The sequence below is a fragment of the Mesorhizobium sp. WSM4823 genome, from assembly GCF_055811195.1.
Genome location: NZ_JBVVQL010000001.1, coordinates 930,569 through 950,216 on the forward strand (window position 1 = coordinate 930,569; position 19,648 = coordinate 950,216).

Sequence of the window (19,648 nt, forward strand, 5' to 3'; positions counted from 1 at the left end):
AGCGTGCAACCGCTGGAATCTCTGGGCTCGTGGTTAACGCAGGGAAAGAATTTTATGGTGCGCTGCAACAAAGATATTGCAATGCACAAAAATTGCCTTTATATTGCCATCATACATGAACGAGACGGCTTTCTGTCAAAGCCGCTGCCGCCCAAAGGATGGAAAATGTCCAGGACCAAGACTGCCGAAACGATCGAAAACGTTGAATTCCCGAGCTTCGACGCCTCCAAGGCCACCGACCAGATCCGTGCTTTCGCCGAAAAGGGCGTCGAGCAGTCGAAAGAGGCCTATGCCAAGCTGAAGACCGGCGCAGAAGAGACCCAGAAGGCTCTGGAGTCGACCTTCGAGACCGCCAAGACCGTTTCCAACGACCTGTCGCTCAAGACCATCGCCGCTCTGCGCGCCAATACCGAAGCCGGCTTCTCGCATTTCGAAGCCCTGATCGGCGCCAAGTCGCTGTCGGAAGTGTTCGAGCTGCAGACAGCATTCCTGCGCAAGCACGTCGAGATGGCCGTCGAGCAGGCAAAGGATTTCCAGACCGTCACCTCCAAGGCGGCCGAGGACGTCTCCAAGCCGATGAAGACCGCCTTCGAGAAGGCGATGAAGGAAATTAAGGCCGCCTAATATTTGCGCATACTTTGAAGATGCAACAAAACGTCGCATTTCTTCGAAAGAGATTATGTGAGATATAGTGGTCAAAGCGAATACCCGGCGGGTGGAACCTCCTCCCTCTGCTCTCCGGGGTGACCAGCCAGCACCTCCTCCCGCTGGCTCGTAACAGGAAAAGGCCGGCACCTCCTCCCGCCGGCCTTTTTCTTTTCCCGGCGTAAAAAGGCGGCAATCTTTGCCTAAAGCGCCGCGCGTCCTCCTGGGCGCGCAAAGGACGCTATAGAACTTTGGATTCGCGCGCGATCATTTCGGAAAATCGGTTCTGATTTCGGGGCATGGGCGGCCAAAAGCCTTGAATTAAACTCCGATAGCCCGTATGGACGCATCGCCGAACGACAGAGCGGGTCCAGGGGAATGATTGTCCATCTCGATCCCGCTCGAGCAAACGTGCCGTTGTAGCTCAGATGGTTAGAGCGCCGGATTGTGGATCCGGAGGTCGCTGGTTCGATCCCAGCCAACGGTACCACCCCTTTTCCATTAAGCGATTTGATTCTGTTATGAAATTTTGTCTTTGACGGCAAGCGCGGCGAATGTTGAGCCTTCGAGGCAGGCCGTCATCCGCGCCCATTTAGGCGGTGTTGCCGCCTAGCCTTTTGTTTTTGCGCAATTCCCTAGGGAAAGCGCTAAGCGCCTTTCCCGGGAAAACCGTTTCACACTTATCCCGGAATTGCTCTAGCACCGTACGAACGATGAGAACTCCGTCCGTGTTACTTTACCGGGAGCAGGTGATCCTGCAGGCGGTTCCAGGGGTGCATGCGGTTGGCGACCTGCACCGCGATCGGGTGAAACGGAACTGGCTTCATGTTGGTGACCGGAAGCGACATCTGCTCATCCGTGCGCCGACCTGCCGCCCAGCGGCCGATTTCCTGGCCAAGTGACATCGAAAGTGCCACGCCACGACCGGAATAGACGCCCCCAAACACAAGACCGGGCGCCAGGCGATAAAGGCGCGGCCTGCGGTCAGGCACCACGGCGAACGTCCCGTGCCAATACTCCACCATCTCCGGCTTGCCGCCGAAGGCGAGAAAGGCCTTGCCCAGCATGCGCGAGACCTTGGCGCGGCCGCGGTCGGCCTCGTCGAACCAGAACGTATGCGTCCCGCCGCTGACCAGCCGATTGTCGCGGTCGTAGTGGAAATAACGGATATCGTTGCGCATGTCGGATACGGCAGGATTGCCGACAAGGATCTTCGCGCGCATTTCCTCCGGCAGAGGATTGGTTGCCGCTTGGAACACCTTGAATGGCACGAGCGTCTTCTTCAGCCCTGGCCAGATGTCATTAGTCAACGCATTCGTCGCCAGCACCACTTCCGATGCCGTGACGCTGCCCGATTGGGTGAAGACGCGCCAGCCGCCTTCCACCTTCTCGATGCGCGTTGCCCGGGAGTTCTCGAGGATGATCACGCCTTCACGTTCCAGCGCGGCCGCAAGGCCGATGGTCATGGCAAACGGATTGATGTGGCCCGAATTGTGCACCATCCAGCCGCCGAGATAGGGACTGCCGATGCGCGCAGTGATTTCGTCGCGGTCAAGGCTGGAGACATTGGCGCCGAAGGCTTTCCACTCCTCGTAAAACTGGCGCGTGCGAATAAGCGTCGCCTCGGTGTGCGCCGGCTGGATCCAGCCTTCCTGCACCTGGTGTGCATCGATATTGAAGCGCTGCATCAGGCCGAAGGCGACGCCGGCCGCGTCTGCCACCATGCGGTTGTAGCGGTCGCCGATGATCTTGCCGTATGCCGCTTCGAACTCCGAAGGCGATGCCTTGGAATGATGCGAGATGACGAGGCCGTTGTTGCGGCCGGAAGCCGCCGATCCGATCTCGTTGCCTTCGAGGAGGATGACGTCGACGCCGCTGTCGCGCGCCCCCAGCGCTGCGGCCATGCCGGTGAAACCGCCGCCGACGACCAGCACGTCCGTCTTCAGGTCGCCTTGCAACGCGGGAGCGGTTTGGCGCACGTTCGCAGTCTTGCGCCAGAGATGCGGGGTTTTCCAATCGACTTCAAACATGAAGCACTTCCTCGGTGGCCCCGCCGAGATAGTGCTCGCTCAGCGCTGAATGCTCGGTCATTTCCAGTGCAGGGGCATGAAGCTTCACCTTGCCGGTGTTCAAGAGATAGGCGTAGTCGCCGCATTCAAGCGCGAGCTGGACGTTCTGCTCGACGAGCAGGATGGAAATGCCGTTGCGCGACAGGTCGAGGATGATGCGGAAGATCTGGTGCACGATCTTCGGCGCAAGGCCGAGAGACGGTTCGTCGAGCATCAGAAGTTTCGGCTCGGCCATCAGCGCGCGGCCGATCGCCAGCATCTGCTGCTGGCCGCCGGACATGCGGCTCGCCAAGCCGTTGCGCCGCTCCTTCAACACCGGAAAGAGCTCGAATGCCTCGGCGCGCAGCGTTTCGAAACTTTTGCCACCACGGCCGATATGGGCAGCGACTAGATTTTCCTCGACCGTCAGGCGCTGAAAGATCTGCCGGCCTTCCGGGCAGTGGGTGATGCCGAGGCGCACGACCTGCTCGGGCCGCAGGCCGGTGATGTCGCGCCCTTCGAAGGTGATGCTGCCTGCGGTCGGACGCGCCACGCCGGAGATGGAGTTGAGCAGCGTCGTCTTGCCGGCGCCGTTCGGGCCGAGCACGACGACGATCTCGTGCGGATCCACTTCGATATCAATGTCTTCAAGAACGCCGACGCGCCCGTATCCCGAGCTGAGCCCGGCGATCCTGAGCAGCGGCTCTGATGTCGTCGATGTCATTGGCGGTTCCCAGATAGGCGAGTTGGACCTCGGTGCTGGCCTGCACCTCGGCGGGTGTGCCACGAAAAAGCAGCTTCCCGTGATGCATGACGATGATGCTGTCGCAGAGCGCCATGACCAGATCCATGTCGTGCTCGACGACGATCATGATCCGGTCGGGCGAACGCAGTGCGGTGAGTTTCGCAGTCAGCTCCGCCGTCTCGTGATGGTTCAATCCGGCGGCTGGCTCGTCAAGCAGCAATACGCGCGGATTGCAGACCAGCGCCCGGGCGATCTCGAGCATGCGTTGCCGGCCATAGGGCAGGCCGCCGGCATCGGCCTCGGCATAGCCTTGCAGATCGAAGAAACGCAATATCTCCATGCATTTTTCGCGACGGCGCTGCCGCTGCGCCGTGGCGTAGGGCGGCCAGATCACTTCCTTCCAGGTCCCTGCGACCTCGGCGGGATAGAAACAGACTTCGAGGTTCTCGATCACCGTCATCTGATCGAAGAGGCGGATGTTCTGATATGTGCGGGCGATACCCGAATTGGCGATCTGGTATTTCTTGAGCCCGTCGAGGCGCTTGCCGTTGAGCGTGATCGACCCCGAGGAGACCGTGTAGGAGCCCGCGGTCATGTTGATGAGCGTTGACTTGCCGGCGCCGTTCGGTCCGATCACGCCGTGAATCATGCCAGGGGTGAAGGAGGTCGATACGTCGTCAATGGCGACGACCTCGCCATACTCCTTGCGAAGGCTCTGAAAGACCAGCGTCATTTTCCGAAAAGCCCCCGGATGAGCTTCTCAGGCCCGAAACTGCGCGGCACGATGCCGGCCGGGCGCACGATGATAAGGAAAATCATCAACAGCCCGAGGAAGAGGATACGCCATTCGGCGAATTCGCGCAGCACTTCCGGCAGCAGGATCAGGATCGCCGCGCCCGCGACGATGCCGAGGATGTTGCCGATGCCGCCAACCACGATCATCAGCACGATCAGCACGGATTCCTGAAGCGTGAAGCTCTCCGGGCTGACGAAGCGCTGCGAGGCGCCGAATATCGCGCCGGCGATCGAGCCGATCGTAGCCGATGTGGCGAAGGCGGCAAGCTTGGCGTTGGTGGTGTTGATGCCGATGCCGCGCGCAGCGTCCTGATCTTCGCGGATCGCGGCCCAGGCCTTGCCGAGGATGGAACGCTCCAGCCGCCAGGCAACCACGCCGGCAATGACGACGACGACAAGCAGCAGCCAAAAGAAGTCGACGGGGCGGGCGATCTGCAAGCCGAGGATCGAAGCCTTGTCGAGACGGGCGATGCCTTGTGGTCCGCCGGTGAGCCAGTCGAGATTGTTGATGATGATGCGGATGATCTCGCCGAAGCCGAGCGTGACGATGGCGAGATAGTCGCCGCGCAGTCTGAGCACCGGGATGCCGAGCAAGATGCCGGTTATCGCGCCAAGGCAGGCGGCGATGACCAGGATAAGCAGGAAAGGCAAATGCAGGTCGAACTGAGGGCTGGCAAGCAAAGCATAGGTGTATGCGCCGACCGCATAGAACGCGACGAAGCCGAGATCGAGCAGTCCCGTGTAGCCGATCACGATGTTCAGGCCGATGCCGAGCAGGATATAGATCAGCAGGCTGTTAATGACGCGGACGTAGTAGTTGGGCAGAAAGGGCGTCGCCACGATCAAGGCGATCGCGATGGCGAAGACGAGCAGCGGAACGATCCGGCTTGAGCGCGGCCTGACAGCGGTGCGAGCCTCGGCAACGGACATCAGAACTCCCTCTTGTACACGACGCTTTCCTCGGACACGGTCTCGCCCAATATGCCGGCGGGACGAACGAGAAGCACGAGTATGAGGATCGCGAAGGTGAGCACGTCGCGATATTCGGTGCCCAGCACGCCATGGGTGACGACAGGCAGCAGCGCGGTTCCGCCAACTTCGACGAAGGCGAGGATGAAGGCGCCAAGCATGGCGCCGGGAATGGAGCCGATGCCGCCGAGGATCGCTGCTGTGAAGGCCTTCAGCCCAATGACGGCGCCCATGGTCGGCGACATGATGCCGTAGTAGCTGGCATAGAGGATGCCGCCCGCCGCACCGAGCAGCGGCCCGACGAAGAACACCATCGAGATCGCGCCGTTGACGTTGATGCCCAGGAGCTGCGCCGTGGGGCGGCTTTCCGATACGGCGCGCACGATGATGCCGATACGGCTACGGTTGACGAGGAAATGGAGGCCGAACATCAACACGAAGGCGGCAACCAGGATGCCGATCTGCATCGAGGTAATGGTGCCGCCCATCACATCGTAGCGGACGACGGGAAAAAAGCTCGGGAAGGCAACCGGCTGCGGGCCGGCCAAAATCTGTATGCCGGTGACCAGCGATAGCGAGACACCAAGCGAGGAGAGCATCGGCGCAAGGCGGGTGGAGTTTCTGAGCGGCTTGTAGGCAACTCTTTCAATGCCAACGCCCACGGCGCCGACCAGGAAAATCGCTACGACAAAAGCCATGGCAAGCGCAACGGCGCCCGCCATGCCGACATCGCCGACGAGCATGCTGAGCAGCAGAAAGGCGACATAGGCGCCGAGCATGAACATCTCGCCATGGGCGAAATTGATCATGCGCAGCACGCCATAGACCATGGTGTAGCCGAGCGCGATCAGCGCGTAGATGGCGCCAATGGTCAAGGCGTTGACCGTCTGTTGAATGAGGTTTCCCAGCATGGGCTGGCGTCCTGTGCAAGGGGTTCCGATCGACCGGTCGAGCCGGAAAGACAACCGCTCGACACGGCCGCCGCACTTTGTCAGGCGAGGCCGTCGACAGGCAATGGGAGCCGCATGCGAACGGCAGGCGGCTCCGGCGCCAGGCTGCTATTTCGAGCCGACAAGCTGGAAGTTCGACCCATCGACCTTGTAGAGGTAGGATGGGGCGACTTTAAGTTCGCCTGTCTCGTCGAATTCCAGGTCGCCGACAGCGGTCTTGACCTTGACTGCGTGCAGCGCCGCGTTGAGGTCCTCGCGCGTCAGGCCCTTGGTCGTCTTCAGCACCTGCTCGAGGATCTGGCCCTGGACATAGCCGTAGATCGAGTAGGGGCCGGCTTCCTCGCCGTACTTGGCCTTGTAGGCCTTGGCGAAATCGGCGATTGCCGGCGAGGCATCCATCGGCGGCACCTGGATGGCGACGAGCGTGCCCTGGATGCTGGGTTCGCCAGCCTGCTTGATGAGGTCCGGCGTATAGCCGCCGTCGGGCACGATCAGCGTGGCGGTGATGCCCTGCTCATGCATCTGCTTTGCAAACAGCGCCAGCTGCGGCATGACGGCGCCGAGATAGATCACGTCGGGCTTCTTCGGCTTGATTTGCGCAAGCACGGCAGCGAAATCCACGTCGCTAGGCGCAACGGCAATGGTGTCGAGAAGCGTGCCGCCGCCAGCCTGGAAGTTCTTGGCGAAGATTTCGGAGATGCCCTGCCCGAAAACCTGCTTGTCGTTGACGACCAGGGCGGTCTTGGCGCCGAGCTTGCCGATCGCGTATTCGGCCGGCAGCAGCGCGCCGGCCAGGTCGTTGGCGACCGGGCGCACCATGAATTTATAGCCCTGCTTGGTGAGCGAGGGGTTGGAGCCGAAGGTCATCGTCGGCAACGTGCAGTCCTCGTAGATCGGCAGAGTGGATTGGGCGACGCCGGAATTGAAGTTGACGAGGCCAAGGACCACCTCGTCATTATCGCAGAACTTCTGCGCCACCAGCGTTCCCTCGCGCGGGTCCGCCTTGTCGTCTTCCTGCTCATAGGCGACGGTTACGCCATTGACCCCGCCATCGGCGTTCAGCTTGTCGACATAGAGCTTGAAGCCGTTGTGCCATGTGGTGCCGAAATAGGCCTGCGGGCCGGAGAGCGGAGCCGACAGACCAACCGTGACCTGCTCGGCCATGGCCGGCGCCGCGAACAGCGATGCCCCGAAAAGAAGTGCGGCGGTAAATTTATTCATGATGGTTCCCCTTGACTACTGATCACTACGGGAGCGGCCGTTGCGGTCTTCAACTCCCTTGTCATCCATCGAAGCAGACAAAGAGGCTGTCGTCAAGAAAGTGTCGACACTATTGCGTTCAATTTTGTGGTCAGATACCGATTAGACGTCGCTAGTCCTTCGGCGGCGCTTCAGTTCGGCGCCGTTGTCGGGCGCGAAAACCTTGAGCAGGGCGTCCTTGAGCGCTTGCTGCGTGGCGGAGACGGTCATTTCGATATGTTCGCGCAACAGTTTCGCGCCATTCTCCGCATCGCGCTTGACGGCGGCGTCGACGATCGCCGAGTGGGAGGTGATCTGCGCCCTGTCATGCGAGGGGTGTTCGATCTGGATGCGCCTGATGAAGCGAATGCGCGCATTGATGGAGGCAAGCTGGCCGACGATTTCCGGATTGCCGGAAAGTTCGGCGATGAGCAGATGAAAGCCTTCGTCCTCCGCCAGGATGATGTCCGGCGGCTGGTTCGGGTAGACATCGACGATCGCTTCCCAATAATGCCGCAAACGGTCGATCTCGCTGTCATCCGCGCGCTCGCACATCAGCTTGAAGGCGGCGCATTCGATGATGGAGCGCAATTCGTAAAGGTCGAGCAGGCCTTCGGTGCTGAGGCTCCTGACGAAGAAGCCGCGATTGGGCGTCAGCGAAACGAAGCCTTCCGAGGCAAGCCGGTTCAGTGCCTCGCGGATCGGGGTTCGCGACACGCCGAGGCTGCGCGAGAGCTGGACCTCGTTGATGCGCTCGCTGGGCTTGAGCTTGAACTCGACGAGAAGCTTGCGGATGGTGTTGTAGGCGCGTTCGCTGCTGTCGGCGGTGCGGCGCGTTTCGGCGTCGTTCGCAAGCGACGGCTCGCTGTCGGCGCCGGTCTCAGCTTGTTCGGTCATGAAGGTTCCAATCTGATTTGTCTGCAGCCTGTGTCGACACTTTATGATGCGCCTTTCTTTCCCAACTTCCTGTGAATGGCAAGCCGCAGGTTCAACCCCGGAGACAACGATGATTATAGGCATTCTTGGCGTCGGGCATCTGGCGGCGTCCATGCTGGCTGGTTTCCTGCGTTCCGGGCTCGACCCCGCAGCAATCCTCCTGTCTCCGCGTGGCAAGGCGGCGGCGCTTTCCGCCCGGCATGGCTTTCAGCTCGCAGTCGACAATCGTGACCTCGTCGAACGGTCGGACGTCGTGGTTCTTTCCGTGCGGCCTCAGCACGCGCCGGCGACGGTTGCAGGCTTGCCGTGGCGCATCGGACAGACAGTGGTGTCGGTCTGTGCCGGCGTGCCGTTGTCGCGGCTTAATGTTGCGCCCGCGCGCGCCGTGCGCGCCATGCCGTTCACCGCTTCCGAGATTGCCGCAAGCCCGACGGTCTATTTTCCCGACCTCGGGGAGGCGCGGGCGGTTCTCGACCGGCTCGGACCCTCGATCGCGCTCCCCAGCGAAAAGGACTTCGAGGTGGCGACGGTCAGCGCCGCGGTCTATGGCTGGGCGCAGGATCTGATCCGCAAGACGGCAGAATGGTCTAGCGCTGAAGGCCTCGACCCGGCAATTTCCCGCCGGCTGGCGGCGATGACCTTCGTGGCGGCCGGGCAGCTGATTGCCGAGAAGGATGAACCGATGGACCAGATGCTCGAAGAACTGGTGACACCGGGTGGCATCACCGAACGGGGACTGCAGGTTCTTTCATCACGCGGCATGCCAGCGGCGTGGGAGGAAGCTTGCGCAGCGGTGCTCGACAAATTGACCGGGCGACAGGCCGACGCTTAACCGCGCCGCTGACGCTACGCGGTCCGGTCAGCGTTGCGGCGCGGGCGGATAGATCTGGCCGCCTGATGCCTGTTCGCTTGGCGCGACGATCAGTTCGGCGATATCGACGTGATCGGGCAGACGCAGCGCGGAAACGAGCACGGTGGCGATGTCCGCCGGCCCAAGCGGCCGCTGTTCGGAATACATTCGTTTGCGCAGGCCTTCGCGGTCGCCGTCGAAGGCCTTCAGGTAGAAATCCGTTTCCACGCGCCCGGGCGCGATCTCGGTCAGCCGCACGCCTGTGCCTGCCAGATCAAAGCGCAGGATGCGGCCGGCCTGCGAGAGGCCTGCCTTGGCCGCGCCATAGGTCGTCGTGCCGGGAAAGACGCCGCTTGCCGCAGTGCTGGTCAGGTTGAAGATATGACCACGCTTGCGCGCGATCATGCCGGGCAACAGCAGGCGGATGAGCTGCAGCGGCGCGGTGAGGTTCAGCGCCACCACCTCGGCAGTCTCTTCCGCGCTCTGCTCATACAGGGGACGCACGGTTGCCAGACCGCCGGCGTTGTTGACCAGCACATCGATTTCAGCCGCGCCGAGCGCAGAGGTGATCGCTTCATGGTCGCGCACATCGGCGACAATCGGCTTTACATTTGGTCCGAGGCGCTGCTGCAGGACCCGCAGCGCGTCGTGGCTGCGCGCGAGCGCATGGACCGTCAATCCTTCCGCGATCAGGCTCTCGACGATTGCCGCGCCGATGCCTTTCGAGGCGCCGGTGACGAGGGCGGTGCGGTAATTCATGGCCGTTCTCCTGAACCGTGATGATTAGAGTGCGCCGCGTTCGGCCACCGTTTTCAATATGCCGACGAGGCCGGCTTCGCGCGCAGCTTTCAATTCCTCCAGGCTGCGTCCGTCGATTGCGGCACCCGTCGAAGTCGTGATCGCGCGGATCGTCTCGTCGTCGAGCTTGGCGTCGAGCAGCGTGTCCCAGATCGCCTGATATGTCGGGCCATATTTGCGCAGAAAGTCCTCGATGCCGTCGGCGTTGAGGCTGTTGGAAATGAACGAACCCTGCAGCGTCCATTTTGGCCCCGGCCCGTACATGAACGCGCGATCGACATCCTCGACGGAGGCGACACCATCGCGCACCAGCGCAATCGCTTCGCGCCACATTGCGCCCATCAGGCGCAGGGCAATGTGGCCTGTCACTTCGCGGTTGAGCGTCACCGGCTTCTTGCCGATCGCTTCATAGATCGCGCGTGCCTGGGCGATTGCCCGCGGATCGGTTGCCTTGCCGCCGACGATTTCGACCAGCGGCATCAAATGCGCCGGGTTGAAGGGATGACCGAGCACGATGCGGCCGGGCAGGCGGCATTCGGCCTGCATGTCGGACACGAGCAGGGCCGAGGAGGAAGACGCGATGGCGATCTCATCGCCGATATGATCTTCGATCTCGGCCAGCAACCGGCGCTTGAGAGCCAGGTCCTCGGGACCGTTCTCCTGCACGAAATCGACGCCTTCGAGTGTCTCGGCCAGAGTCGGGTAGAGACGGATCGGACCCGGTGCGGGCGAGGGCCCCTTCAACGCGTCAAGGTCGGCCATGAGTGCAGGCAGCGCTTCGCCGAAAGCTGCCTCGCGCCGTTCCGTCGGGTCGAATACGCGCACCGCGTGGCCGGCATGCGCAAAGCAGGCCGTCCAGCGTTGCCCGATCACGCCGAAGCCGACGATGCCGACGGTCAGCTTTTCCATTACCCGGCTCTCCTGCCATCAAGCGCTGCACGGAAGGCTTCGTTGAGGTCGTTCCACGGGATGAGCAGATCGAGCCACGCGCCCACTCGCCCGGCCACCAGGATTGCCTCGTCGATCAAGGCATCGAAAGCATGTCCTTCGCCCATCGCCGCCTTGAGCCGGAGAAGCAGGGCCGGCGTTTCCTCCATGTGGCAGAAGTCGCGCAGCCGGGTCGCGGCCTTGTCGAGCGCGAGCGCGGCCGTCTGGCGTCGCACTGCTTCGTCCTTGCCGCGTTCGGCGCGTATCCACCACAGGAATTCATGCAGCACCCGCGCTTCCGACTCCGCGGTGAAGACGGGGCCTGCCGGGTGCATGATGGCGCGGGACGTGGTGGTACGGCTGATGTCGGCAGGACAAGCCGCCCACAGCGCCTTGCGTGCGGCGACGATGTCTTGCGGCAGCAGCGGCGAAGCCGATGGCTCCGGCGCAGCGCCGTCCGACCTGCCAAGCGTGCCGTCCAGCACACGGCGGCCCTGGTCGTGTTTTAGTGTCGCGGCGAGCTCGGCAATGCCTGCCACCGGTGCGTCGAGATGCCCGAGAACCGTGATCTCGGCATTCTCGGCCTGTAGTGGAGCGAAGGTGATTTCGAGGAACTGCCGCACCGGCCAGTAGATGAAGGCGCCGGCGGTCGCGGAAAGCACATGCGTCGCGCCCTCCAGATCCTCCACGAAGGGCGCGTGCCAATAGATATGGCTGCCGGCGATCTTGGGCGTGTGGAGCTGCAGGCGCATGGGCAGGGCCGAAAGCAACGCACGGCGGGTGCGGCCGGCATCGCCGGTAAGGCGAAGCGGCCAGCTTCGCCCTTCGGCAGAGAAAATCAGATCCATCTTATTTCCCGGGATTGAAGAAGGAGACGGGTTTCAGGATCTGGTTGCGCATATCGAGAAGATAGTCGGTCTCGATCACCTTGCGCCGGTAGGCCTGCCATTCGGGATCGGCCTCCATGCGGTCGCGCCGCTCCTCCCGATCGGCAAGGCTTTCAAATTTCCACAGATGCACGGTGCGCGAGAGGTCCCCGATATGGGTCTGGAAGAAGCCAAAGGGCTCGCCCAGATAGTGCCGCTGCATCGGCAGGCCGACATCCTCGTAAAGCTTGAGGAAATGCGAAAGCTTGTTTGGACGGGCGGTGTAGGTACGATGGTCGAAGATCATCCTGGTCACTCCTTCTGGCATTCTGTTCCGGTGCCCTCGGCGCCGGCGTGGTGTGGTCTTGTCTGCCTCTCGCGGTTGATCCGCGGGTCGGTCGGCTGCCGGTTCAGCCGGCGCTGCGCACCGTCTCCGTAATGAGCCGGGCCGTCAGCGCCGGCGCCTCCATCTGCGCTGCATGGCCAATGCCATCGAGAAGATGAACCGCGGCGAAGCCTGGCGCGCGGGCCGCATGGGCAACCGGGATGATGCGATCGAGCTTGCCCCAGATGAGCCGCGTCGGCACGTCGAGCTCGGCGAGTGCGGTTGCCAGATCGAAGCCCTGCGTGCCGTCCGGGAACAGGCTTTCAGCCATCGCCGCGAGCGCGTCGCGATTACCGATCTTTTCGATTTGTCTCAGCGCGGCCTGCGCATAGCCGTCCGGCAGCGCCGAGGGGTCGCCGACCATGACCGTCAGCCACCGTTCCAGGGCTTGCACTGTGGTCACGCGGGCAAGGCCGGCAATGAAACCTGAATTGATCTCGGGGCCAAGCCCGCCGGGCGCGAGAAGCGTGACCGAGCGTACGGTGAGACGGCCCAGCCTGGCGAGCGCAAGAGCCGCCGCACCGCCGAGCGAATGGCCGACGAGATGAGCATTCTCCGCCCCCATCTCCTCCAACCGGTCGGAGAGGATAAAGGCGATCTCCTCGATGCTCGTTGCGGGTCTCGCTGCTTCGGTACCGTGGCCAGGCAGGTCGAGGCTGATCGTCTCGACCCCCGGCTCGAGCAAGGGAATAACCTGACGCCAAACGGAGCGATCCGCCCCAAACCCGTGGATAAGGACGATCGGCGCCGTCTGCCGAGCCGGTGCGGAAACGGCTGACACCCGGGGACCAACCGCAGCCGACCTCGACTGGCCAGCTGCGCTGTGCTCATTCGAGAGAGCGGTAAGGGCGGCATCGATGTCGCGCTTCTTGATGCGCCCGTTGGGGCCGCTTCCAGGGATGGTGGAAAGGTCGAGCCCGGCCGAAACGGCAAGCCTCCGGGCGAGGGGACTGGCAATCGCGCGGCTGCCGGCCTGCGGGTTAGGGGAAGGAGCGTCAATCGCTGTAAGCACCGGCGGATTGGCTGAGCCGGCGGCTGCCATGGCTTGCGTGGGCGCGTGGCCAGGCACGGGCTTTTCGTCCGCGATCGTGCCGAGCACCGCGCCCACCGGCGCTTCCTGCCCCTCGGCGAAGAAGATCTCAGCCAGCCAACCATCGCGGTCGGCCTCGATTTCGGTGGCCGCCTTGGCTGTCTCGACAGTAACGACAAGATCGCCCGCCTTGACCGGATCGCCTGAATTCACCGCCCAGGCAACCACCAGCACGGCTTCCATATATTCGCCGCCGGCGCTGTCGATGCTGATCGGATGGGTCGCCATTGCTGCCCCCGTCACTTCAGCGTCTTCAGCGCGGCGGCGCGGATCTTCTCGGCACTCGGCAGCATCGCCGTTTCCAGAGGTTCGGAATAGGGGATGGGCATGTCCGGCAGCGTGACGCGCGCGACCGGCGCGTCCAGCTCGTCGAAGGCGTGGTCCATGATCGTTGCCGAAAGCTCGGCGGCATAGCCGCAGAAGCGCCAGCCCTCGTTGACCACCACGGCATGGTGCGTTTTCGAGATCGAGGCTGTAATGGCATTGACATCGAGCGGGCGGAGCGACCGGAGATCGATGATTTCGGCCGAAACACCGTCGGCAGTGAGAAGATCCGCGGCTTTCAGCGCCTCGACCACCATTTTGGAGGTGGCGAAGATCGAGATGTCGCTGCCTTCGCGCATGGTTGCCGCCTTGCCGAGCGGCACCGTCACGTCACCTTCCGGCACCTCGCCGCGAGTGTTGTAAAGCAGCTTGTGCTCGAGGAAGACGACCGGCTGGTCGTCGCGGATGGCGGCCTTCAGCATGCCTTTGGCGTCGGCGGGCGTCGATGGAGCAACGACCTTGATGCCGGGTATGTGGGCAAGCATGGAATCGAGCGCCTTGGAGTGCTGTGCGCCGGCGCCGGCGCCACCGCCGCCCTGCGTGCGCAGCACGAACGGCATCTTTACTTGGCCGTTCCAGATGTAGTTGTAGATCGATGCCTGGTTGACCAGCGCATCGAGCGTCAGCGGCACGAAATCGGCATACATGATTTCCAGCACCGGCCGCGTGCCGGTCATGGCGGCGGTCACCGCCATGGCGGCCAGCGCCTGTTCGGAGATCGGCGTGTCGCGCACGCGCGTCTGGCCGAATTCCTCCATAAGCCCCTTCGTCACCTTGAAGACGCCGCCATAGCGGCCGATGTCCTCGCCGAAGAGAAAGACGGAGGGGTCGGCCTGCATCTCTTCGCGCAGCGCGGCGTTCAGCGCTTCAGCGTATCGCATCATGGCCATGTCAGTGCGCCTCGCTGTAGGGATTGCAGGCTTCGTCGATGGAAAATTCCGGCATCGGATCGGAAAGCGCGGTCTCGAAAGCCTCGGCCACCTCGGCCTTGGCCGCCGCCTCGATCCCGGCGAGCTGCGCCTCGCTGAATTCGCCGAGAAGTGCCGTGCGCGAAATCTGCAGCGGATCGCGCGCCTTCCAGGCGGCGATATCCTCCGGCTTCTGGTAACCGCCCATGTCGGAGGTGGAAAAACCTTCGATGCGATAGGTTTTGCATTCGACCATGCCGGGGCCTTCGCCGCGCCGGGCGCGTTCGACCATGGCCGAGACGGCGCGGTAGACGGCCACCGCGTCGTTGCCGTCGACGATCTCGGCCGGGATCGCGTAGCCGGCGGCGCGGATCGACAAATCTTCGACTGGCGACTGGACATCGGAGGGAACGGTCAGGCCGAACTGGTTGTGCTCGAGCACGAAGACGACGGGCAGCTTCCAAAGCCCCGCCATGTTCATCGCCTCGTGGCAGATGCCGGTCTGGGCGGCGCCATCGCCGAAAATGCACATGGCGACATTGCCGGTGCCGAGAATCTGCATGGACAGCGCCATCCCTGTGGCCGCCGGAATGCCGGCGCCGACAATGGCGTTGCCGCCGACCACGCCTTTTTGCGCATCGGCTATCAGCATGTGGCCGGCGCGTCCGCCACAGGCGCCGGTGGCCCGGCCGAGAATCTCGGCGACCACGGGACGCATTTCCATGCCCTTACCGATATAGACCGCATGGCCGCGATGGGTGGTGGTGACCTTGTCGCCGGCCTCTAACACTGCGGTAGCGGCGACGCCGACGGCTTCCTGGCCGTCGCAGCGGTGGATCGGGCCGCGCGTGCGTCCTTCCTTGTGAAGCGCACCTAGGCTCTCTTCCAGATGCCGCACCAGCAGCATCCGGCGATAGATTTCCAGCTGTTGTTCGACGGAAGGAGTGTTTTTCACGGCGGTCCCCGATCTCGTGGCGAAATTAAATACAAAAGTGTCGACACTTTGCAAGGACTTCTGCAAGATAGCGCAAAACAAGTTTTTGAAAAGGCGATCTATGATGCGTTTGAAGGGCAGAGCAGCCATCGTCACCGGAGCTGGCGCAGGTATCGGCGCCGCCGTCGCGGAACTGTTCGCGAAGGAGGGCGCGCACGTCATGGCCGTCGACCGCGACGGTGCCCGGGCCGGCGAGGTGGCCGGCAGGGCCGGCGCGCTGGCCATGGAGGCGGACGTCTCGGACGAAGCTTCCGTCGCGACAATGGTGCGACGCGCGCAAGACGCATTCGGGCAAGTAGATATCCTGGTCAACAATGCCGGTTACGGCATACGCGGTTCGGTCGTCACCACCGCGGCGGCGGATTGGGACGCGCTCATGGCCGTCAACCTCAAGGGCGTCTTCCTCTGCTCCAAATATGTCATTCCCGTAATGACCGCGGGTGGCGGCGGCGTTATCGTGAACACCGCCTCCAACGTCGCCCATGTCGGCCTTGCCGACCGGGCGGCCTATGTCGCCTCCAAGGGTGGCGTCGCGGCGCTGACGCGTGCCATGGCGCTCGACCATGTCGCAGGCAATATCCGCGTCAACGCTGTGGCGCCCGGTGTCACCTGGTCGAACTATTTCGAAAGCATGCTGGAAAGCCATCCCGATCCTCAGGGGTTCGTCGCGGCACTGAATGCGCGTTCGCCGATGAACCGCGTCGCGCAACCGGTTGAAATCGCCAATGCAATCCTGTGGCTTGCCAGCGACGAATCCTCTTTCGCCACAGGCTCGATCCTGACAGTCGACGGCGGCATGACCGCCTGGTGAGGCACGCACCCGTCGGCGGCGGCAAACGGAGCCTGCCGCTTCAGGCAACAGGCCGGATGGCGCGCAAGCCTCTCAGCATCTCGTCGAGGTCGGCGCATGGCAGGCAGCCAAGGTCCGCGATCTCCTTGGTCACGTCCACCGGCAGGCCCGAATTGGAATCCTTGGGGACTTCGTTGAGGCGTCCGCCAATCAGGACCGGCAGGACAAGTCCGCGTGCGGCAAGCGCCGTCTTCACCGCCTGCGCATAGCGCAGCGCCACGCCGTTATAGGTGCTGACCGCGATGGCGTCCGCCCCGGTTTCGGCGGCGCGGGCGACGAGCGCTTCAGGATCGACCGCAACCCCGGCATCGGCAATGGTGATGCCCATACGTTGGAGCGCCTGTTCGACGAGATATTTGCCATGCTCGTGCACGTCGGTGGTGCCGATGCAGATGATGAGGGGTTTTGCAGTGTTCAACGGCCGCTGCCTGGCGACCCAGGTGGCTGCCTTGTGGTTCAGTTCGCGGGCCCATTCGGCATGGATCAGCGGCGTGCGCCCGCTCGAGCCGGCCGCGCCCGGGCCGAACAGCGCCTCCATGCGCCTTGGTCCCATGCGGCGGATCGCCAGCATCAGGGCGGCGGGGTCCTCGACATTCACGCCTCGTTCCACGAGACCCGCAAGGGCGGCATCGGCAAAGCGGCGCCCGCCTTCGACCAGCACATCGGCCATAGCCTCGGCCTTTGCCCAGTCGAAGACCGGATCGTAGAACGGCGCATGCAGCGTCAGCCGATGCGCGAAGGTCTGCGCATCGATGATCTCGTCGACATCGGGAATGCGCTGGTTCTCGGTCACCGGTACCGGATTGATCGCATGGCCGGACGGCCAGCGTCCGACAGCGAGTATGTCTGCCAGGAGATAGCTGGCCAGGCTTGCATAGTTGCCCGACGCGGTCGACTGGTAGGAGACGGTATTGCCGAAGATCATCGTCCCCGGCGTGTCGCTGACCCGGACCAGTGCGGCATGGAAGGCGGTGCGCGAAAGCGGATCGCTGAAGTGGTGGCCGTAGCAATGGCCGAGCCGCGCGCCGATCAGGTCCTCGACGATGTGCTTTTCGATCAGCACCATGCCGAGCGCGCAGGCCATGTCGATGAACAGCCCAGCGAATCCGTCATCGAGATTGGAATGGACGAGGATCTCGGCATCCTGCTCGGCAATGAGGCCGAGCGCGGTGACGGTCGCCTCGGTGGTCGCCACGTCGTCGTCCCAATAGGGCAGCCGGAAAGTGAAATATTGTCCGAGATTGCCCACGGCGGTCGCTCCGGCGGCGATCGCGGCGCGCGTGTTTTCCACCGCGGCCGGCAGGCCGAGCATGAAATCGCCGAAATGGGCGGCGGCAGGCGCGGCATTGGTGATGCGAGCGAAATCCTCCGGGCCGGCGAGTACGATGCCGGTGCCGCGCGCGGCCTTGGCCCGCATGGCTTGCGGATAGCCCATCGACCAGTCGAGGGTGATGCCGAAACGGTCGACCGTCACGCCGGCCTTCCGGCATTGCTCATGCACTTCGCCGATCGCCTCTATGGTGCGGTCGACGCTTCGAAAGCCGATATGGGCGTGCTGCATGACGCGCTTCTCCGCCGCCGCCTTGCGTTTCCATGCGGCTTCGGACGGCATTCCGGTCTCGGCCAGGAAGCGGCAACTGCCGAGCCGCCAGTCGCGCGCCATCCTGCGTCCTTCGTCAAGGAGCTCGGCGCCGGGCTTCAGGCGCCGGTCGATAAGAGCGGGGTCTATTTCAGCGGTCATGATGTCTGCTGTCGGCTTTGGCAATGAACTGACGAACGATGGCGGCAAAACCCCCGGGGTCGGCGAGGGGATGAAAATGCGCGCCACCAACGGTTACATAGGTCGCCTGCGGCATCGCGGTGGCAATAGAATGCGAAAGAGCGGGCGGCGTCAGTATATCGCCCGCAGCGGCAATCACCTGAACCGGGACGGCGATATCAGACAGGTCGGCAAGGCGATCGTGGTCGAGCAGCATGCGCACCCGCGCAGCTGCCACGGTCAGCGGAGCCAGGGTACGAGGAGCGTCGGCGACCGCCGCCTCGAGCTGCCCGGCATGCGTCTCGAGATAGGACGGCTCATGGCAGAGCACATGGCCGAGGCGCTGATAGGTTTCGGCCATGCCGGCATCAAGCAGTTCTGCGCGAGCGCTGAAGAGCGTGCGGAAACGGGCGTCTGCTCGCGCCCAGGAGCTGCTGATCGTATAGCTCAGGCCAAGTTCGGCATGATCGAGCGCCAGCACCTGCGCGACGGCGCCGCCGGTGGAATGCCCGACAATATGCGCCGGTCCACTTGTGCGCGCCAGCAGGGCGGCAATGTCGCTGGCGATCAGGGGAATGGAGTACGGGCTTTGCGGGCGGTCGCTGCGTCCCGCGCCACGATGGTCGGTGACGATCACGCGATGGTCGACTTCCAGCAGGCGCACCACGCCTGACCAGAACCTGCCGTCTCCGCCAAGTCCCGGGATGAGAACGACGTACGGGCCAACGGCGCCTGATGTCTCGTAGTGGATGCGGCAGCCATCGGCAGCGGTGAAGAAGGGCATCAGCGATGGCCTTCCACATCGAGCAGCTCGTCAAGCGCCGCGAACAGGCTGAGCGCCGTGAGCGCCGAAGTCTTAGGATTGTCGAGCGACGGCGCGTTGGTGAAGTGGAAGGAGGCAGTGCCGGCGGAACTCTCGGCCTCGATTTCATGGGTGTTGCCGGTCGTTTTCGGATCGGCGATCACACGCACCGTCACCTTGCCGACGCCCGCCGCGAGCGCCACGGCGAAGGCGGCGTTGAGGTTTTTCGGATAGGCTCTTGTCGCTTCGTCAGGCGTGCCTTCGAAAAGCATCAGCTCCTCGTGCTCGGCCGACAGGCCGAGAGTGGCAAGTTCGGCCTGCCAGGCCGCCGGCGGCTTTCTTGAGGTGTAGCGCACGCGTGCGTCGGGAAGTGCCGCAATCGCCCTGAGGTAGTCGAGGCCGCCGAGAGCGCCGGCAGGCAGGACAGCGCGCGCGCCACCTTTGCGGCGGATGATGGCGATCCGGTCGGCAAGTGCTGGATCGCAAAGTGCGCCGATCGAAGCGATGACGGTCGGTATGCCGGCTTCCAGAATCGCGGGTACATAAGCGGCCACCGCCTCCTGACCTGCTGCTTCCACCACCGCTTTGGGGCGGGCGCCGATCAGCATGTCGAGCTGCGTGACTGCACGCACATTAGCCGGCAAAGCAGGGCTGGCGCCGTCGCGCAGAAGCGCTATCCAGCCGACCGAGTCCGGCGGGAAAGCCGAGACAATCCCGCGCGCGACCGTGCCGTAGCCGATAAGGCCGAGCGTCAGCATCTGGAGCTTC

20 protein-coding genes and 1 tRNA gene are annotated in these 19,648 nt (G+C 63.4%); 4 read left to right on the forward strand and 17 right to left on the reverse strand.

The genetic code is table 11. The features are described from left to right. Window positions 1–165: 165 nt before the first annotated feature. Entirely contained in the window at window positions 166–624 is a 459-nt protein-coding gene (locus AC0L26_RS04420; protein WP_473631424.1) for a phasin, read from the forward strand. A 434-nt stretch (window positions 625–1,058) separates the two neighbouring features. Next, window positions 1,059–1,135 (forward strand) — tRNA-His (locus AC0L26_RS04425). Window positions 1,136–1,376: 241 nt separating this feature from the next. Here the strand turns inward: AC0L26_RS04425 and AC0L26_RS04430 are convergent. From AC0L26_RS04430 to AC0L26_RS04460, 7 genes are all read right to left on the reverse strand, one after another. Then, window positions 1,377–2,675 (reverse strand): NAD(P)/FAD-dependent oxidoreductase, encoded by a 1,299-nt coding sequence (locus tag AC0L26_RS04430; RefSeq protein ID WP_473631425.1) that lies wholly within the window; start codon window positions 2,673–2,675, stop codon window positions 1,377–1,379. After that, complete coding sequence (locus AC0L26_RS04435) at window positions 2,668–3,417, reverse strand: ABC transporter ATP-binding protein (protein WP_473631426.1); 750 nt, start codon at window positions 3,415–3,417, stop codon at window positions 2,668–2,670. The genes AC0L26_RS04430 and AC0L26_RS04435 overlap by 8 nt, the downstream gene beginning before the upstream one ends. Further along, the gene (locus AC0L26_RS04440) at window positions 3,341–4,171 is read right to left on the reverse strand and encodes an ABC transporter ATP-binding protein (protein WP_473631427.1); all 831 of its coding nucleotides are present in this window, start codon (window positions 4,169–4,171) and stop codon (window positions 3,341–3,343) included. Before AC0L26_RS04440 ends, AC0L26_RS04435 begins: the two co-directional genes overlap by 77 nt. Then, window positions 4,168–5,163, reverse strand: a complete 996-nt coding sequence (locus tag AC0L26_RS04445) for a branched-chain amino acid ABC transporter permease (RefSeq protein ID WP_352937144.1) — start codon at window positions 5,161–5,163, stop codon at window positions 4,168–4,170. Before AC0L26_RS04445 ends, AC0L26_RS04440 begins: the two co-directional genes overlap by 4 nt. Further along, window positions 5,163–6,113 (reverse strand): branched-chain amino acid ABC transporter permease, encoded by a 951-nt coding sequence (locus tag AC0L26_RS04450; RefSeq protein ID WP_473631428.1) that lies wholly within the window; start codon window positions 6,111–6,113, stop codon window positions 5,163–5,165. The genes AC0L26_RS04445 and AC0L26_RS04450 overlap by 1 nt, the downstream gene beginning before the upstream one ends. A 147-nt stretch (window positions 6,114–6,260) precedes the next feature. Further along, window positions 6,261–7,373, reverse strand: coding sequence for a branched-chain amino acid ABC transporter substrate-binding protein (locus AC0L26_RS04455; RefSeq protein ID WP_473631429.1), 1,113 nt, complete (start codon window positions 7,371–7,373; stop codon window positions 6,261–6,263). Window positions 7,374–7,514: 141 nt separating this feature from the next. Then, complete coding sequence (locus AC0L26_RS04460; protein ID WP_473631430.1) at window positions 7,515–8,288, reverse strand: GntR family transcriptional regulator; 774 nt, start codon at window positions 8,286–8,288, stop codon at window positions 7,515–7,517. A 109-nt stretch (window positions 8,289–8,397) separates the two neighbouring features. Between AC0L26_RS04460 and AC0L26_RS04465 the strand changes: the two genes are divergently transcribed. After that, window positions 8,398–9,159: a pyrroline-5-carboxylate reductase family protein gene (locus AC0L26_RS04465; protein WP_473631431.1), complete on the forward strand. Its 762-nt coding sequence runs from the start codon at window positions 8,398–8,400 to the stop codon at window positions 9,157–9,159. Between the two features lie 27 nt (window positions 9,160–9,186). Here the strand turns inward: AC0L26_RS04465 and AC0L26_RS04470 are convergent, their stop codons facing one another. The 7 genes from AC0L26_RS04470 to AC0L26_RS04500 form a co-directional block, all read right to left on the reverse strand. Next, the gene (locus AC0L26_RS04470; protein WP_473631432.1) at window positions 9,187–9,936 is read right to left on the reverse strand and encodes an SDR family oxidoreductase; all 750 of its coding nucleotides are present in this window, start codon (window positions 9,934–9,936) and stop codon (window positions 9,187–9,189) included. Between the two features lie 24 nt (window positions 9,937–9,960). Beyond that, entirely contained in the window at window positions 9,961–10,884 is a 924-nt protein-coding gene (locus tag AC0L26_RS04475) for a 3-hydroxyacyl-CoA dehydrogenase NAD-binding domain-containing protein (RefSeq protein ID WP_473631433.1), read from the reverse strand. Next, window positions 10,884–11,750, reverse strand: a complete 867-nt coding sequence (locus AC0L26_RS04480; RefSeq protein WP_473631434.1) for a hypothetical protein — start codon at window positions 11,748–11,750, stop codon at window positions 10,884–10,886. The genes AC0L26_RS04475 and AC0L26_RS04480 overlap by 1 nt, the downstream gene beginning before the upstream one ends. A 1-nt stretch (window position 11,751) precedes the next feature. After that, window positions 11,752–12,075, reverse strand: coding sequence for an NIPSNAP family protein (locus AC0L26_RS04485; RefSeq protein WP_473631435.1), 324 nt, complete (start codon window positions 12,073–12,075; stop codon window positions 11,752–11,754). 103 nt (window positions 12,076–12,178) lie between these two features. Next, entirely contained in the window at window positions 12,179–13,471 is a 1,293-nt protein-coding gene (locus AC0L26_RS04490; RefSeq protein ID WP_473631436.1) for an acetoin dehydrogenase dihydrolipoyllysine-residue acetyltransferase subunit, read from the reverse strand. An 11-nt stretch (window positions 13,472–13,482) separates the two neighbouring features. Continuing rightward, window positions 13,483–14,457, reverse strand: a complete 975-nt coding sequence (locus AC0L26_RS04495) for an alpha-ketoacid dehydrogenase subunit beta (protein ID WP_473631437.1) — start codon at window positions 14,455–14,457, stop codon at window positions 13,483–13,485. A gap of 1 nt (window position 14,458) precedes the next feature. Beyond that, on the reverse strand, window positions 14,459–15,430 hold the full coding sequence (locus tag AC0L26_RS04500; protein ID WP_473631438.1) for a thiamine pyrophosphate-dependent dehydrogenase E1 component subunit alpha: 972 nt from the start codon (window positions 15,428–15,430) through the stop codon (window positions 14,459–14,461). Window positions 15,431–15,533: 103 nt separating this feature from the next. On the opposite strand from AC0L26_RS04500, the gene AC0L26_RS04505 reads away from it, so the two are divergent. Then, complete coding sequence (locus tag AC0L26_RS04505) at window positions 15,534–16,280, forward strand: SDR family oxidoreductase (RefSeq protein WP_473631439.1); 747 nt, start codon at window positions 15,534–15,536, stop codon at window positions 16,278–16,280. Window positions 16,281–16,320: 40 nt separating this feature from the next. On the opposite strand, the gene AC0L26_RS04510 is transcribed toward AC0L26_RS04505, so the two are convergent. From AC0L26_RS04510 to AC0L26_RS04520, 3 genes are read right to left on the reverse strand one after another with little or no spacing between them, the layout of a single operon-like run. Next, window positions 16,321–18,060 (reverse strand): cobalamin-dependent protein, encoded by a 1,740-nt coding sequence (locus tag AC0L26_RS04510; RefSeq protein ID WP_473631440.1) that lies wholly within the window; start codon window positions 18,058–18,060, stop codon window positions 16,321–16,323. Then, window positions 18,050–18,862, reverse strand: a complete 813-nt coding sequence (locus tag AC0L26_RS04515; RefSeq protein WP_473631441.1) for an alpha/beta fold hydrolase — start codon at window positions 18,860–18,862, stop codon at window positions 18,050–18,052. The genes AC0L26_RS04510 and AC0L26_RS04515 overlap by 11 nt, the downstream gene beginning before the upstream one ends. Beyond that, window positions 18,862–19,638, reverse strand: coding sequence for an aspartate dehydrogenase domain-containing protein (locus AC0L26_RS04520; RefSeq protein ID WP_473631442.1), 777 nt, complete (start codon window positions 19,636–19,638; stop codon window positions 18,862–18,864). The genes AC0L26_RS04515 and AC0L26_RS04520 overlap by 1 nt, the downstream gene beginning before the upstream one ends. Window positions 19,639–19,648: the final 10 nt, after the last annotated feature.